The sequence below is a fragment of the Dietzia maris genome, assembly GCF_036287335.1.
Classification (GTDB): domain Bacteria; phylum Actinomycetota; class Actinomycetes; order Mycobacteriales; family Mycobacteriaceae; genus Dietzia; species Dietzia cinnamea.
Window position 1 is genome coordinate 1,451,318 of the sequence record NZ_CP143053.1, and the last position, 14,778, is coordinate 1,466,095.

14 protein-coding genes are annotated in these 14,778 nt (G+C 71.1%); 3 read left to right on the forward strand and 11 right to left on the reverse strand.

All coding sequences use genetic code 11. The features are described from left to right. From VYL96_RS06610 to VYL96_RS06645, 8 genes are all read right to left on the reverse strand, one after another. The gene (locus VYL96_RS06610) at positions 1 to 3,321 is read right to left on the reverse strand and encodes an ATP-binding protein (protein WP_131885224.1); all 3,321 of its coding nucleotides are present in this window, start codon (positions 3,319 to 3,321) and stop codon (positions 1 to 3) included. Continuing rightward, entirely contained in the window at positions 3,314 to 4,033 is a 720-nt protein-coding gene (locus VYL96_RS06615; protein ID WP_131885223.1) for a DUF4194 domain-containing protein, read from the reverse strand. The genes VYL96_RS06610 and VYL96_RS06615 overlap by 8 nt, the downstream gene beginning before the upstream one ends. Next, positions 4,030 to 5,517, reverse strand: a complete 1,488-nt coding sequence (locus VYL96_RS06620) for a DUF3375 domain-containing protein (protein WP_165928441.1) — start codon at positions 5,515 to 5,517, stop codon at positions 4,030 to 4,032. The genes VYL96_RS06615 and VYL96_RS06620 overlap by 4 nt, the downstream gene beginning before the upstream one ends. Before the next feature lie 126 nt (positions 5,518 to 5,643). After that, positions 5,644 to 6,243, reverse strand: coding sequence for an energy-coupling factor transporter transmembrane component T family protein (locus VYL96_RS06625; RefSeq protein WP_131885221.1), 600 nt, complete (start codon positions 6,241 to 6,243; stop codon positions 5,644 to 5,646). Between the two features lies 1 nt (position 6,244). Beyond that, on the reverse strand, positions 6,245 to 6,961 hold the full coding sequence (locus tag VYL96_RS06630) for an energy-coupling factor ABC transporter ATP-binding protein (RefSeq protein WP_207913536.1): 717 nt from the start codon (positions 6,959 to 6,961) through the stop codon (positions 6,245 to 6,247). Then, positions 6,958 to 7,560: a biotin transporter BioY gene (locus tag VYL96_RS06635; RefSeq protein WP_131885220.1), complete on the reverse strand. Its 603-nt coding sequence runs from the start codon at positions 7,558 to 7,560 to the stop codon at positions 6,958 to 6,960. The genes VYL96_RS06630 and VYL96_RS06635 overlap by 4 nt, the downstream gene beginning before the upstream one ends. A 122-nt stretch (positions 7,561 to 7,682) precedes the next feature. Next, positions 7,683 to 8,111, reverse strand: coding sequence for a DUF1801 domain-containing protein (locus tag VYL96_RS06640; RefSeq protein ID WP_131885219.1), 429 nt, complete (start codon positions 8,109 to 8,111; stop codon positions 7,683 to 7,685). A gap of 94 nt (positions 8,112 to 8,205) precedes the next feature. Further along, entirely contained in the window at positions 8,206 to 8,793 is a 588-nt protein-coding gene (locus tag VYL96_RS06645) for a type II toxin-antitoxin system RelB family anti-toxin (RefSeq protein ID WP_131885218.1), read from the reverse strand. A gap of 108 nt (positions 8,794 to 8,901) precedes the next feature. On the opposite strand from VYL96_RS06645, the gene VYL96_RS06650 reads away from it, so the two are divergent. The 3 genes from VYL96_RS06650 to VYL96_RS06660 all read left to right on the forward strand — a co-directional run bounded on the left by VYL96_RS06650 (position 8,902) and on the right by VYL96_RS06660 (position 12,247). Beyond that, positions 8,902 to 9,900, forward strand: a complete 999-nt coding sequence (locus VYL96_RS06650) for an NAD(P)/FAD-dependent oxidoreductase (protein WP_131885217.1) — start codon at positions 8,902 to 8,904, stop codon at positions 9,898 to 9,900. 85 nt (positions 9,901 to 9,985) lie between these two features. Beyond that, complete coding sequence (locus VYL96_RS06655) at positions 9,986 to 10,582, forward strand: SAM-dependent methyltransferase (RefSeq protein ID WP_329439679.1); 597 nt, start codon at positions 9,986 to 9,988, stop codon at positions 10,580 to 10,582. Between the two features lie 54 nt (positions 10,583 to 10,636). Next, positions 10,637 to 12,247, forward strand: a complete 1,611-nt coding sequence (locus VYL96_RS06660; RefSeq protein WP_131885216.1) for an NERD domain-containing protein — start codon at positions 10,637 to 10,639, stop codon at positions 12,245 to 12,247. 94 nt (positions 12,248 to 12,341) lie between these two features. Here VYL96_RS06660 and VYL96_RS06665 read toward each other — a convergent pair whose 3' ends face one another. From VYL96_RS06665 to VYL96_RS06675, 3 genes are all read right to left on the reverse strand, one after another. Then, entirely contained in the window at positions 12,342 to 12,800 is a 459-nt protein-coding gene (locus VYL96_RS06665; RefSeq protein WP_007631991.1) for an Hsp20/alpha crystallin family protein, read from the reverse strand. A 91-nt stretch (positions 12,801 to 12,891) separates the two neighbouring features. After that, positions 12,892 to 13,704 (reverse strand): EAL domain-containing protein, encoded by an 813-nt coding sequence (locus tag VYL96_RS06670; RefSeq protein WP_165928439.1) that lies wholly within the window; start codon positions 13,702 to 13,704, stop codon positions 12,892 to 12,894. A gap of 247 nt (positions 13,705 to 13,951) precedes the next feature. Beyond that, positions 13,952 to 14,638, reverse strand: a complete 687-nt coding sequence (locus VYL96_RS06675; RefSeq protein ID WP_063935166.1) for a YceI family protein — start codon at positions 14,636 to 14,638, stop codon at positions 13,952 to 13,954. Positions 14,639 to 14,778: the final 140 nt, after the last annotated feature.

The window sequence follows — 14,778 nt, forward strand, 5'->3', positions numbered from 1 at the left end:
TCAGCTCGCGGCTTCCCAGGTGACCCGCTCGATGCGGGAGCGGCTCCCGTCCTCGATGCCCACCACCACCAGACCACCGATGTACGGCTCGAGGGTCTGCAACAACTTGAGCGGGGTCGCCAGAACCATGTGGAACCCGAAATCGGTGAAGACGTCCATCGCGCGGCGCGTGTAGTCGGGGTCGGCCCGGTCGAACGCCTCGTCGAGGACCACGGTTCCGTAGCGCGGCACATCGGCGTCGATGTCCGCGAGCTGGAACCGCAGAGCCGCGGCGAGACAGAAGAACACCAGCTTCTGCGCCTGACCGCCCGACAGGCCGGAGGACGAATCGTGGTAGTTGGTCGGCGTCCCGTCCTCGTCGATCTCGACGCCGATGAAGCCGACGTGTCGCCGGGTGTCCAGCACGGTCTGCCGCCAGCGTCGGTCGGCGGAATCGGCGGATCCCAGCCGGTCCAAGAGTCGTGACATCACCGCGAAACCGGCCTCCGCGGTGTCGACGGTGCGCTTGTCGAGCGCTCCGGACACCGCCTTCTCAAGGTCGCTCAGGAAGTCTGTGACGGTCTCGGTACGTCGGTCACGCACCTCGATCTGCAGCCACCGGCCGGACTGGAACTCCGACCGGCGCAGCGAGTCGTTGACCGGTCTGATCCCGGCCTCGATCTCGGAGCGGGCGCGGCGGATGTGACGGGCGAGTTCGCCCAGATTCCGGGTTTGCATGTCCCCGATGAGCCCGAGGAATCGGTCCTCGAACTCCGCGAGGCGGTCCCGGCGAAGTTGGACCAGCCATTCGACGGCCTCACCGACGAATTCCGGGTCGGATTTGAGATCGGCCTTCTTGGCCGGCCACAGCTCCAGGTACGACGTGAGAACCGCGGTGATGCGCCGATGGATCCGGTCGCGCTCGGTCGCGGTGGACACCTGCTCGGCGGCGATGGACCGCTCGGCACGCTGGCAGACTTCTTGCACGTTCTCGGCGGTCAGGCGGCGCGTCGCAGCCGCCAGGCGTTCGCGGATGCGGGCCGCGGCGCCCTCGTCGACGTCGCGCCTCTCATGACCGGTCAGGTCGGCGAGCCGCCTCTCGAGACCCTCCACGACGCTAGCGGCAACCGCTCCGGCCCGGTTCGCGGAGTCGTACTCCGCCTGGGCCCGCGACTGCGCCTCCTCGGCGGCGCGCAGGTCCCGCTCCATCTCCGCGACCTCGGGATGCTGCTCCCGCCATTGGTCCAGGCGATCTCGGGCTGCCCGGGCGCGGTCCTCGGCGGTGTCGGCGTCCAGCTCCTCCCACCGCAGGCCCAGGAGGGTGGCGGCCGCGCGCTGGCGGGCGCGACGCTGCGCGTCGAGGTCGTCCAGTCCGGTCCACTGCCGCTCGTGGGTGTCGATACGTGCCCGGATCTCGTTCCGGACGGAGGTCAGCGCCTCCACCTTGGAGTCGTCCATACTGCCCAGCTGGAACGCCGCCGGGTCGTCGATCCGTCGGCGGTCGTCCTTCTCGAACCGCGCCCCGCGTCTGATCAACCCGTGCAGAGTGACGGCCTTGTCGTGCTGGGCCAGTTCAGCGGCGGTCTCCACGCAGGTCACGTCGAATTCGGCCGCGAGTCTGCGGTTGAGCCACTGGAGGAACGGCCCGGCGGCGGGGCGGACCTTCCGGACGAGGCTGTGCGGGCCGGTCCTGCGCGCGGCGGAGTCGTCGCCGTGGTCGACCACCTCGTAGACCAGGCGGACGCCCAGGTGGGTCGAGTCGACGGCGGCGGCCACCCGGTCCCGGAGGTGGTCGGGGACGAGCATCGTGCGGGCGAAGCCGGACAGGACCCGCTCGATCGCGGGACGCCAGCGGGCGTGCTCGGCGGGGACGTCGAGGAGTTCTCCGGCGAACGGTAGTTCGCGCGCGCTCAGCCCCGCCGCCTCGCACACGAGGTCCCGGGCGGCCAGCAGCCGGGAATCGATGTTCGAGCGGTGTCGCAACAGCGCCTGCAGCTGCGCGGTCACCTCCTCGAGCGAGCGCTGTTCCTCGTTGAGGGACCCGGCCACCTCCCGCAGCGTCTCGCGATCTCGCGCCCGCTCGGCCTCCTGTTCCGCGTCCTCGCGCTCGAGCGTGGCGAGCAGGGCGGCGAAGTCCTCGGCCGAAGTCGGAAGGGCGCCGCCCAGGCGCTCGACCTCCGCCTCCGCACGCGCACGCCGTGCGGAGACGTCGGCGGCGTGTTCGAGGGCCCGGTCGAGGTCTCTCGCGAGCTCATCCCGCCCGGCGCCGGCGCTACCCCGGAGTCGGGCGCGGATGTCGTCGGTCGCCGTGCGTCGTACATCGAGTCGATCTCGTGCGGATGCGATGGTGGACTCCGCGGCCACCAGCGCCCCGCGGGCCGTCCGCAGCTCCTCCTCGACGAGTTCGATGGTCACGGCGGCCTGCACCGCGGGAAAAGCCTCACTCTCAGCGTCCAGCTCGTCGGCCAGCGCCAGCACGCGGTCCCGGGAGGCCCGCAGGTCGGCGAGCGGGGCCAGATGGGCGATCTGCTTGCGCACGTCGACCACCGACCGGTGGGCCTCACGAAGCTCCGAGAACTGTGCCACTGCGCGGTCGGCCACCGCGAAGGTACCCGGCTCCTCCAACATGAAGTCGCGGAAGAGCTGGTCGAGACTGGACAGCGACTTGGCGGACAGGGTCCGGTGCAGCAGGAGCTGAGCGGACTCGGAGGCGATGCCCAGCCGGCGCCGGAACGCGGCGGCGAACGCCGAGTAGCTGTCGTGGAACCTCACGTCCGGGATCTCCCGCTTGAGCGCCCGCTTGTCGATGCCACTGCGGAGGTAGCCGAACAGGTCCGGCAGGTCCGTGGGCTCGTCGGACGAGTGCTCGCGGACACCGTGGAGACGCTTGACCCCGGCCGCGGAATTGTCGCCCGAACGGAGGTAGAGCAACAGGAGAAGCGTCACGCTGGTGCCGCGGCCGTCCGAGTAGGTCAGGGCGATCGCGGAGAACGTGGCCTTGGGACGAAGGTAGACGGAGGCCAGGTCGCCGGATTCGGCGTCGGCTCCCCGCCGCCAGGCACCTCGGATGTAGGACACGAGGGTGCGCCCCGATCCCCGTCCCGCCTCCTCCTGCGCGGCGGCGTTGAATCGCAGGTGCGCCGGGGGCACCAGCACCGCTGAGACCGCATCGATGAGGGTCGATTTGCCGGACCCGGATCCGCCGGTGATGAGGAACCCCTTCCGCGGCACCTCCACGTCGTGATACCCGTCAAGCGTTCCCCAGTTGCACACCTGGATTCGCGACAGTCGCAGCTGATCAGGGTGTTCCGGAGCTCCGGGAAGCTGTAGGGCCTCAGTCATCGTCGACCACCTCGTCGTCGTCGAACAGAGCGTCGTCCCGCCCGCCGGCCGGTTCGCCGTCGTGCTCACCGTCGGCCCCACCGCGCGCCTCGACCAGGGCGCGGTACTCGTCGCGGATCCCCGCGACGACGTCCGCGTCGAACAGGTGGCGGAGAACGGGGGAGACCTCGGCGCGCCCCTCTGTCTCCGTGTCGGAGAGCAGCGAGTAGCTCTTGAGCCGGTTCCACGAGGCGTCGAACTTGCGCGCATACCGGCTCCGGTCGGAGTCGACGACGGAACGGTAGACGTCGACCCGCTCGGCCACGTCCTCGCGATCCACGATCACCCGTTCGCCGGGCTGGGCCACGGACAACTCGGACCGCAGGTGCAGGAGCAGGACGGTGTCCATGTGCGACAGCGTCTCGGTCCGCAGTATCGCCGGGACCTCGACCCGACCACCCGTGTCGACCTGCCTGGTGAAGGCGATACCGGCGTCGTGGTCCAGCACCAGATCGAGGAACACGTCCGCCAGTCGGGATCGCATGGCGGGCTCGTCGGAGACCACAGCCGCCCAGATCTCCGGCTGGCGATGCGCCTGCACCAGCGGGCCCGTGAGCAGCCGGGCCAACGCGCGTCTGGAGGCGAAGGACAGCGTCCCGGTGTCACCGGGCCACAGGCCGTCATCACCCGCACCGTCAGGTCCGTCGGGATCGGCCGTCGCAGGGGTCGTCACAGGTCCTCCTCCAGAACTCGATCGGCCGTGAACACCAGGGTCGGGATCCGGGCGCTCAAGGTGGGGCCGGATCCACTCGTCCATGTGACGGTCTCGACCGAACGCGGGTCATCCGGTGGTGCCTCGGCCTGCGTGGTGATGGCCAGATTCAACAGCCCGACGATACTGGCGACGCCCTGGGTGGCCGGGTGTTCGCGGAGGATCGCCCCGATGGATGACGGGCCGAGCCTGGACACCACGTCGCGGACATGGGCGCGGAGTTCGGCCTCGTCGATCTCCGAGGCCCGGACAAGCGCCGTGAGGGCCTCGAGGTCCGCGTGGCCCTCCTCGTGGTGCGCGACCTCCGCCGCCACCCGTTCCTCTCCCGGATTCCGCAGGCGCAGCGCGCTCACAGACCGGACCGACATTCCGACCCGACGGAGCGGCACCGACATCTGACTGGTCGGCTTCACGGCGCGCGCGCCGCTCGCCTCGGCTGCCGCGGCGCGGGCGGACCGGATCAGTGCCAGCATCTGCCGGTGCTCGACGTAGGCGTCGGAGGTGACGAAGTGCCGCAGGCTGCGAGACAGAGAGGTGAGGACACCGTTGACCTCAGCCCCGGCGGTCTCCATCTCGTCGAACAGCTCCCGCAGGCCCCGCCTGGCTGACGGGGGTAGGTCGGCGACCTGCGGTCGGCTCAGGATGTCGTCGATCCACGTGTCGACCGACGCCGAGCGTTCGGGATCGAGGAGCACCGAGTAGAAGGACGAGAAGCTGCGGCCGGCCTCGGAGTCACCGATGAGGTCGACGCCGCCGAAGACGGCGTCGAGGACGTCACCGCGCGCGCCGTCCTGGTCGAGGAGACGACGACGGAGGTCTTGGTTGAGCGACTCGAATTCGGCGCGGACGCGGGCGAAATCGGCGGGTATGTCATCCGCCCCGCGGAGGATCTCCGACACCTTCTCCCCGACCTGCTCCGGGTCCGCGAGCTCGAGGTCGCCCGCCTCGACACGTGCGATGGCGGCGTCGATACGGTCGCGCTCCCGGTGGAGGGCGGCCAGCCGGCCCTGAACGGACGGGTCGGTGTCCCGTGCGAGGTCCTCCAGTTGCCGGGTGAGCGTCTCGACGCGGGACACGGTCAGTCCGCGTCGCGGTGTCTGCAGGCCGTCGAGGAAGTCCATCACCACGAGTGCGGACTGGGTGGGTTCGAGCGTCTCACCCGTCGCCGCGGTGCCGGGTCTGCGCAGCATCCAGCCGGCGTCGACCCATTGACGTACGTAGGCCTGGGCTGTCCCCGGAACGTCCGCGCCGGAGTCGCGGACGGCCGTCAGGGTCCTGTCGAGGAACTCGTAGAACTCCGAGGACGGGACCCGCCGGGACGAGCCCTCGAAGACCTCCACCAGGACCGCCACGATGAGCGGCCATAACTGGGCACGCAGCAGCGAGAGGGCGGATGATTCGCCGTTCAGCCTGGAGAGCTGGAGGAAACGGGCGAGCGCGGACACGAGTCTTATGGTGGCACGCGGTGCCGCTTCATCCTCAAGAGTGTTCGGAACACGTGGTGCGAGAAGGGGGTGCGCGGAACGCTCTTGTCGATGGGCCGGGGCGGCGGATGCCGACGGTTGGCCGGTTCAGTCGTCGACGCCGCGGGCGGCCAGGGCGTCGCCGAGCTGGTCGGCCGTCGTGAGCGCGCCGAGGACGGTGGGCACCACGAGCGCACGGATCGACATGCCCAGGCCGCGCGCCTTGCGGGCCTCGGTGACCTGCCGCAGGCGGCGGGCGATGAGCGGGATCGCACGGATCGTCAGCACGAGCACCAGGGCGATGCGGTCCGGCGAGACACCGACGTGGCGCAGGGGGCCGGCGGCGCGCGTGACCGCGTCGAGCATGTCGGAGATGCGGGTCGTCAGCGCGACGAGACCCGCCACCGCGATGGCCACCAGCAGCGCACCGCACACCCGCAGGGCGGTGTCGAGGTCGGCGACGATCCACTGCAGCACGAGGATGGCGATCAGCATCGGCAGGACCGGCCGGACCTGATCCCACGCGGCCCGGGGGCGGATGCGGCCGATGGCGTACAGAACCGCGGTCAGGGCCAGGGCGGGAAGGACGTGCCAGGGCTCTCTGATCAGCAGGGTCGCGGCCACGATGAGCACGCACACCGCCAGGATCTTCAGCCCGGCGGGAAGGCGGTGCAGCAGCGAGCCCCCGGGGATGTACGTCGCGAACACGTCAGCGCTCCAACGCGATCCGCCGGTAGCCGGCCAGCGCGGGCCCGGGGGAGTCGTCGATCACCACGCGGCCGCCGTCGACCACCAGCACGCGATCGAAATCGGCGACCAGGTCCAGGTCGTGCGTGACCACGACCAGCTGCTGTTCGAGAGCGGCGAACGTCTCCGCCACCAACTGGCGGTTACGTAGGTCGAGGAGGGTCGTGGGCTCGTCGGCCACGATGACCGAGGGTTCGATCACCAGCACGGCCGCCAGCGCGAGCAACTGCTTCTGCCCCCCGGACAGGAGATGGCACGGATGACCGGCATGCCCGGCGAGGCCGAACGTCTCGAGCACCCGGGCGACTCGTCGTCGTCGTTCCTCCTTGCCCATCCCGGAGCGCCGTAGGGAGAAGTCCACGTCCTCCGCCACGGTGGGCATGACGATCTGGGTGTCCGGGTCGGTGAAGCAGAAGCCCACCCGGCGACGGACCTGCGCGCCCTTGCGGCGGGTGTCCAGGCCGTCGACCGTCACGGTGCCCGACGTGGGGACGACCAGCCCGTTGATCATGCGCGCCAGCGTGGACTTGCCGCCGCCGTTGACGCCGACGATGCCGATGCGGCGCTCGGTGAGGGTGAGGTCGACGTCCGCGAGGACGGGCCGGTCACCGTAGGCGTGACCGACTCCGTCGAAGCGGATCTCGGCGCCGCGCGGGTCGGGGGCGTTCAGGCTGGTCACGCGGCTGTGGAACGCTGCCCGCGCAGCGGGGCGATCAGCCCGGGACGCGCGCGGTGCACCTGTGCCGCCACGATCGCGGTGACCACCGCCTTGAGCAGGTCGCCGGGCAGGAAGACCGTGTTGGCGGCGATCGCGCCCGTGACGGTGAGCTCGGTGCGGATGAGCATCCCGGCCACGCCCACCGCGTAGATCACCCCGATGCCGCCGACGATGTTGATGAGTAACCCCGGCAGCACGCGGTAGCGCGGCAGGACCCACGCCGTGAGCAGGCCGATGACGATCACCGCCGGGATCCAGCCGATGAGGAAGCCCGCCGTGGGACCGGCCAGCGAGGTCAGGGTGGTGCGGCCGCCCGCGAGCACCGGCAGTGCCAGGCCGATGACCATCACCGCGAGCACCGACAGGGCGCCCTTGCGCCAGCCGAGCAGAGACCCGGCCAGCATCACGCCGAGGGTCTGCAGGGTGATGGGCACGCCCGCCGAGCCGATGCTGATCTGGCCGGGCAGCCCGAGCACCACGATGAGGGCGGCGAACACCGCGATCTGGGCGAGGTCCCGGGTCGCGCTGCGGGCCGGGGCCGTGTCGATCGACATGCTCATGACACTCCTTGGTGATGCTGCGGCCGCAGGGCGACCTGAACACCGTTCATTGTGGCACGGGGGGTGGCCCGGCGCACAGTGGGGCGCCGCCCATCCCCGCGCCGGCGCCCGCGGCCCCGCCGTCAGAGGTCCTGGCCGGGTAACCGACTGGCCTGCTCGATCCACGAGCGCAGCAGCTCGTCGTCCAGCTTGTCGTCGCGGCGGATGTCGAAGTACCGCATCTCCGGGTGCTTGGATCCCTTCGGCGGCATCGGGTCGAGCGAGGTCCCCCGGTAGAACTGCAGCTGCACGTAGTGGGTGAAACACCGGAACGACAGGAACCACCCGGCGCCCTCGTGGCCGTAGAGGGGTTGGTTCCACTTGACGCCCTTGTGCACGCCCGGCACGGTCTGCACGATCAGGTCGTCGAGGTGCTGTCCGATCGCCTGTTTCCATTCCGGCATCGCCGCGATGTAGTCGCGGACCGGGCCGGGGCCCTCGCCCTTGGGGATCTGCGGGTTGCCGCCGCTGAGCAGTTTCGGGCTGTCGGCGTACGGGCCGTCGGTGGTCATGGCGCACTCCTCCCTGGTGGTGACCGTGCTCGCCGAGTAGGTGATCACCGAGTGGGTGCGAGCCGATCCGGTGCCCCCTCCACGGTACGACCAGTCAGTCCCTCGCGGTGCTGGCCCGGATATGCGCTCGTTCGCCCTGCCGGCCCACCAGGCTGAGGAACTCCACCGGGCCGGCGCTGGTGGCACCGAACCAGTGCGGGGTGCGGGTGTCGAACTCGGCAGCCTCGCCCGGGGTGAGGATGAGGTCGTGCTCGCCGAGGACCAGTCGCAGTCGGCCGTCCAGCACGAACACCCAGTCGTGGCCGTCGTGGACGTGGAGGTGCGGCTCGTCGTCGTCCCTCCCCCGGGGTAGCACGAACTTGTACGCCTGGATCCCGCCCGGCCGGCGTGACAACGGGATGACGGTGGCGCCGTAGTCGGTGGTGAGGGGCCGCAGGGCGATGCGGGGGTCGCCGGTCGGCGGGGCGTCGACGAGGTGGTCCAGCGTGACGCCGTGCGCCCGCGCGAGCGGTAGCAGCAGTTCGAGCGTGGGCCGGCGCTGTCCCGACTCGAGGCGGGACAGCGTGCTGGGGGAGATGCCGGTCTTGTCGGCGAGCTCGGCGAGGGTCATGTCGCGGCGCCGTCGCAGGGACCGCAGGCGGGGTCCCACGCCGGTGAGGGTCTGGGAGGTCGGGTCGGTCATGAAGCCAGTTTGCCACTTCAGCAAGGAACGTTGCGCCTGCGAGGTGCGGGCGCCATCGTCGAGGGACGAGGGCCGCGACCGCCGGCCCAGAGCGGGGGAGACGGACAGATGAGTACACGGATCGACGACCTGCGGGACGTGGTCGTGGTGGGCGGCGCGGCGGCCGGGCTCAGCGCCGGCCTGACACTGGCGCGCGCACGACGTCGCGTGACGGTCATCGACGCGGGGCGGCCGCGCAACGCGCCGGCCGAGGGGATCCACGGTCTCCTCGCGTTGGACGGTGTGGAGCCGTCGGAGTACCTCGCGCGTGGGCGCGCGGAGGTGGAGAGGTACGACGGCGAGGTCGTCGACGGCGAGGTCGTGGGCACCCGCCCGGCCGGGCACGGGTTCGACGTCATCCTGGCCGACGGGACGGTGCTGCCCACTCGCACGCTCGTCCTCGCGATCGGGGTGACCGACGAGCTGCCGGACGTTCCCGGGGTGCGCGAGCAGTGGGGGCACGGCGTCCTGCACTGCCCGTACTGCCACGGCTGGGAGGTCCGCGACCAGCGGATCGGCGTCATCGCGACCGGCCCGATGTCCGCGCACCAGGCCGTGCTGTTCCACCAGTGGAGCCGCGACATCACCTTCCTCACGGGCGGGCGGCCGCTCGACGAGCAGGACCGCGTCCATCTGGACGCGCTCGGAATACCGATCGTCGAGGGTGGGATCTCGCGGGTGGAGACCGACGGTGGGCGCGTGGTCGGCGTCCGTGTCGACGACGACGAGGTCATCGATCTCGACGCGCTGGTGGTGGGCAGTCGGATGACCGTGCGGGTCGAGCCCTACACCGCGATCGGCGTGACGGCGGACGATCACCCCGTGGGCATGTTCATCGCCACCGACGAGACCGGCGCCACCTCGGTGCCGGGTGTGTGGGCGGCCGGCAACTGCGCGGACCTCATGGCGCAGGTCGGGGCGGCGGCCGCCCACGGTGTGCGGGTCGCGCAGTCCCTCAACGCCGCGCTGGTGACGGCCGACCTCGAGCGTGCGGTCGCCGAGCGCGCTGTCGCGGAGGAGGATGTCGTCGAGCAGGCGGGTGAGGCGGTCGATGGCGCACGAGTTTGATCGTCGGTACTGGGACCGCGTCTGGTCCGGCGCGGCGGACACCGGGAACGCCGGGGATGCGGGAGAGGCGAGCAGGGCGTCCGCGATGGCCACGAGCCCACCCAATCCGCACCTCGTCCGGGAGATCGCGGGGCTGAGTCCCGGGGCGGCGCTCGAGGCCGGGTGCGGGGCCGGGGCCGAGGCGTTGTGGTTGGCCTCGAGAGGCTGGCGCGTCACGGGGGTCGACCTCGCGGCCGGGGCGCTCGAGGTCGCGGCGCGTCGTGCGGCGGCGGCCGGCCTGGCCGACCGGGTGACGTGGCTCGAGGCGGACCTGTCCGCCTGGGAGCCCGAGGTCCGGTTCGGCCTGGTCACGACGCATTACGCCCACCCCTCGATCCCGCAGCTGGACTTCTACGAGCGGCTCGCGGGCTGGGTGGCCCCGGGCGGCACGCTTTTCATCGTGGGGCACCTCCACCACGGAGAGCGCGGAGCGCACGGCCACCACGGCGCCGCGGGGCATCCCCACCACGGCGCCCACCCGCCGGCCGAGGCCAGTGCGACCGCCGCCGGGATCACCTCGGTGCTCGGGCGGGACCGGTGGCGGATCGACACCGCGCTCGAGTGCTCGCGCGAGATGGCCGGGCGCGGCGGCGCCGCGGTGACCGTGCACGATGTCGTCGTCAGGGCCACCCGGAGGACGTGACCGTCCGGCGCGTACCCCACCCGCCGGCGGGGCGGGTGCGGTAACTGTTCTCACATGCCCCGTGTCATACCCGCTCACCCCGTCTACGGCCATCCCTCCGAGGGCAGGGTCGTCGACCTGCTCCGGGACCAGCTGGCCGACGACTGCCTCGTGGTGGTGGGGCAGCGGGTGTCGACGGCGGAGAAGGAGCACGAGGTCGACGCCCTCGTCGCGATGCCCGGTGCCGGGATCGTGGCCATCGAGATCAAGTCCGGGCAGATCGCCGTCGAGGACGGACGCTGGGTGCAGGGCAGTGGCGGGAAGCAGTTCACGATCGACCCGGTGACGCAGTGCCGCGAGGCGCTGTACGCTCTACGTGGGTACGTCAGCGAGGACCCACGCTGGCCGCGACAGCACCAGCGGTGGACCCACCTGCTCGTCTTCCCCAACGCCTCGATCCCCGACGACTTCGCGCTGCCGCAGATCAGCCGCGACCGGATCGTGGACCGGGACCAGCTCGATCAACTCGCGTCGGTCGCGCACCGGGTCGCGCGGGAGTCCGGACCGGCCGACCGCCCGTTCCTCGCCGCGGACACGGTCGACAGGCTGGCCGAGATTCTCGGCGGCCGCGGCCTGCCGCAGCGCGACGTGGTGGCGCGTGCCGCGGAGAACGCCGACATCGCCGACGCGCTCACCCGCGAGCAGTCGGTGCTGCTGCGCGCGGTCGACGCCCTCCCGCGCGTCGAGATCCGCGGTGGCGCCGGGAGCGGCAAGACCTACCTCGCTCTCGAGCAGGCCCGCCGGCTGTCGCGAGACGGGCAGCGGGTGGCATTGATCTGCTATTCCCACGGCCTGGCCAGCTACCTCAGGCGCGTCACCAACGGATGGAAGCGGCGCGAACGGCCCGCCTACGTCGGGGAGTTCCACGCCCTCGGTGTGGAATGGGGCGCCCCGGCGGGGCCCGACGAGCGCATCCGGTCCGCCGAGTCGGTGCGGTGGTGGGAGGAGGAGCTCCCGCGGTTGATGTCCGAGCTGGCCGACGGGCTGCCCGACGGCCGGCGTTTCGACGCCGTGATCGTGGACGAGGCCCAGGACTTCGCCGACAGCTGGTGGCAGCCCGTGATCGGGGCTCTGCGTGACCGGGAGAACGGTCGCCTCATGATCGTCGGTGACGTCGGGCAGAGCGTCTTCCAGCGGGCGGGTCGACCGCCCGTGGACCTCGTGCCCCTCGTGCTGGACCACAACCTCCGCAACACCCGGCAGATCGCCAGCGCGTTCCTCCCGCTCGTCGGGCACCGCATGGAGCTGCGGGGAGGGTCCGGCCCCGCGGTGCGGTACGTCGACGTCCCGGAGGGAGCCGACCCGATCGCGGTGGGAGACGACGAGGCCATGCGGCTGCTCGACGAGGGCTGGGAGCCCGGGGACGTCGCCCTGCTGACGATCGGCTCACGCCACCCGATGCAGGTGGAGCTGCAGGAGGACGGCAACGACGCTTACTGGGAGACATTCTGGAGCGGGGACGACATCTTCTACGGCCACGTCCTGGGCTTCAAGGGACTCGAGCGGCGGGCGGTCGTGCTGGTGTGCAACGGGTATGAGGGCATCGACCGCCTCCGCGAACGCATCTACGTGGGTCTGTCGAGGGCGACCGACGTGCTCGTCGTGGTGGGGGAGATCGACTGCTGAGTCAGGTGACCCGGATACACGCCACCGCCCCGACCTCGTGAGAGGACGGGGCGGTGGGATGAGTCGACACCGTGCGTCGGTGCGAGGCGGGAGGTCAGCTCCCGAGGTCGGACGAGCCCTCGACGATCTCGGCCTGCTCGGTGCGCTGGGTGCCGTGCGAGACGGCGATCTTGCGCGGCTGCGCCTCCTCGGCCACCGGGATCACCAGCCGGAGGACACCGTCGGTGTAGTCGGCCTCGATCTTGTCGGTGGCCAGGCCCTTGCCCAGGGCGAGTTGGCGGGCGAACGCGCCCGACTGGCGCTCGTGCATGAGCCACTGACCGTCGCCGTCGATCGGGGAGCGACGCTCGGCCCGCACGGTCAGCGTGCGGTCCTCCACGTCGATGTCGATGCTCGCCGGATCGACGCCGGGCATGTCGATGAGGCCGATGAAGCGGTCACCCTCGCGGTAGAGGTCCATCGGCAGGGAGGTCGAGGCGGTCGCGCTGCGCAGCCCCTCGCCCAGGAGGCGGTCGAGCTCACGGAACGGATCAAAGCGGTTGCTGGTGGCCATCGCAGGTCTCCTTCAGGACTGATCGGGGAGCGCCCGGTCTTTCCGGGATCGCACCTCTTCCAACGGAGCCCATGCGTTGAGTATTCCCGACTCATCTTTCCTTGCTCGAGGCAGTCAGGTGGCGGGTGACGAACTTGTCCTCGGTGCATGGTCGGCCGATCCCGAAGCCCTGAGCGAGAGCGATCCCCTCCCGGCTGACCACGTCGAGCACCCCGGGCGAGCCGACGTGTTCGGCCACCGTCTGCATGCCCAGCTCGGTGGCGAGGTCGACGATGGAACGCACGATCGTGCAGTCGGTATCGGACGTGTCCAGTTCGGCGACGAACTCCCCGTCGATCTTGACGAAGTCGAACAGCAGGTGCCGTAGGTACAGCAACGAGGCGAACCCGGTGCCGAAGTCGTCCAGTGCCAGGCGGACTCCGGCTGCGCGCAGTCGCTGCGCCAAAGATCGCGCCGCGGAGACGTCGTTCACGGGCGAGGTCTCGGTCAGTTCCAGAACGACCGCGCTCGGCGGAACTCCGTGGTCCGCCAGGTTGGCGAGCAGGGCGGTCCCCAGTTCCTCGCTGGAGACCGACTGGGCCGAGACGTTGATCCACATCGAGAAGTCGGGCTCGATCCGGCGCAGCCGCGCGGCCATCGCGACCGCCGCCCGCACCACCCAGTGATCGAGGCGGGTGGCCATCCCAGCCCGCTCGGCCACCCGGACGAATTCGGACGGCGGGACCACCACGCCGTCGTCATCGAGCCGGACTAACGCCACCGCGCCGACGACCCGCCGCGTCGGGACGTCGATGATGGGCTGCAGATACAGGAGCAGATCGTCGGCCTCGAGCGCGCGCTCGAGCCGGTTCTTCCACTCCACCCGGGTGCGGGTCCGCTCGCGGGGGCCCTCGCTCCGACCCACGACCATCTACTCCGCGCGGTCGCGCAGGACGAGCGCCCACAGGGCGATCACGCCCGCGACGGGCCAGTGCAGCGAGACGCCGGACTCCTGGAGCTACCGAGACGCCCGAAGGCCGTGGCCACGAGCAGGACGAAGGCGAACACCGCCGAGCGGCGCGGGGTCGTCCACGGCTGCATCGGCCAATGTTAACAGCACCCCCTCCGTTCGAGGAGGTGAACCGCGCCGTTCCCGCCCTTCCGGGCGACGGTCACCGCTTCTCCAGGGCCACCCGGAAGTCGACGGTGCCGTCCGGCGCGACGGTGACGAATCCCAGGCTGGGCGGTTCCACCCCCAGGTCGGTCCACGTCACCGGAATCGAGCCGGAGGCGATGATCCGATCGCCCGACCGGAGCACCGTCACCTCGACGGGCGTCCGGACGGTGGTGCCCTTGACGGTGAGGTTGACCTGCATCGGCACGGTCGCGGTGGTGCCGTCGTCGGGCACGGCGCCCAGGTCGACGGGATCGGCCACCTCGAGGGTCGAAACGGGATGCCCGGCCACGTCGAGGATGTCGGCCGAGCGGGCCATCTCGTCGCGCGCGCCGATGTCGGTGGATAGGCCGCCCATGTCCACCTCGAAACGGCCCGTCTCGAGCACGCCCTCCGCGATCACGGCCTCGCCGCTCACCTTGTTCGTCGTGCCGACGACCGTCACCGGCTCGCCGCGGAGCATCTCGTCGACCGTGTACCCGGCGACGGTGCCGTTCGGCGGTTCGCCGGGCACGACGACCCAGGTGCCGTCGAGGTCGGTCGCCGCGGCGTCGGCGGCCTCGACATCGATCACCGTCGGCGCGGTGTCATCGCCGCCGCGAGCGGCCTTGTAGACGAACGGTGCGGCGAGGACGACGACGAGGACGACGGCGAGGGCACCGACCACCCACAGGAGTTTCCGCATGCCGACGAGCATAGAAAGCGGGGGCCGCGGAAGGATGAGCGCCGGCTGACAATCCGTGCGCGGCGTGTGCGTGGGTCGCACGACCCGCCCGGCGGTCACCCGGGCAGGTGGCCCGAGTCGCGGGCGCCGTCGGCGGCACT

Bases quoted from the DNA above. Each gene is read 5' to 3' on its own strand.
- VYL96_RS06610 (WP_131885224.1), bottom strand. From the start codon at position 3,321: ATGACTGAGGCCCTACAGCTTCCCGGAGCTCCGGAACACCCTGATCAG.
- VYL96_RS06635 (WP_131885220.1), bottom strand. From the start codon at position 7,560: ATGAGCATGTCGATCGACACGGCCCCGGCCCGCAGCGCGACCCGGGAC.
- VYL96_RS06640 (WP_131885219.1), bottom strand. From the start codon at position 8,111: ATGACCACCGACGGCCCGTACGCCGACAGCCCGAAACTGCTCAGCGGC.
- VYL96_RS06645 (WP_131885218.1), bottom strand. From the start codon at position 8,793: ATGACCGACCCGACCTCCCAGACCCTCACCGGCGTGGGACCCCGCCTG.
- VYL96_RS06650 (WP_131885217.1), top strand. From the start codon at position 8,902: ATGAGTACACGGATCGACGACCTGCGGGACGTGGTCGTGGTGGGCGGC.
- VYL96_RS06655 (WP_329439679.1), top strand. From the start codon at position 9,986: ATGGCCACGAGCCCACCCAATCCGCACCTCGTCCGGGAGATCGCGGGG.
- VYL96_RS06660 (WP_131885216.1), top strand. From the start codon at position 10,637: ATGCCCCGTGTCATACCCGCTCACCCCGTCTACGGCCATCCCTCCGAG.
- VYL96_RS06665 (WP_007631991.1), bottom strand. From the start codon at position 12,800: ATGGCCACCAGCAACCGCTTTGATCCGTTCCGTGAGCTCGACCGCCTC.
- VYL96_RS06675 (WP_063935166.1), bottom strand. From the start codon at position 14,638: ATGCGGAAACTCCTGTGGGTGGTCGGTGCCCTCGCCGTCGTCCTCGTC.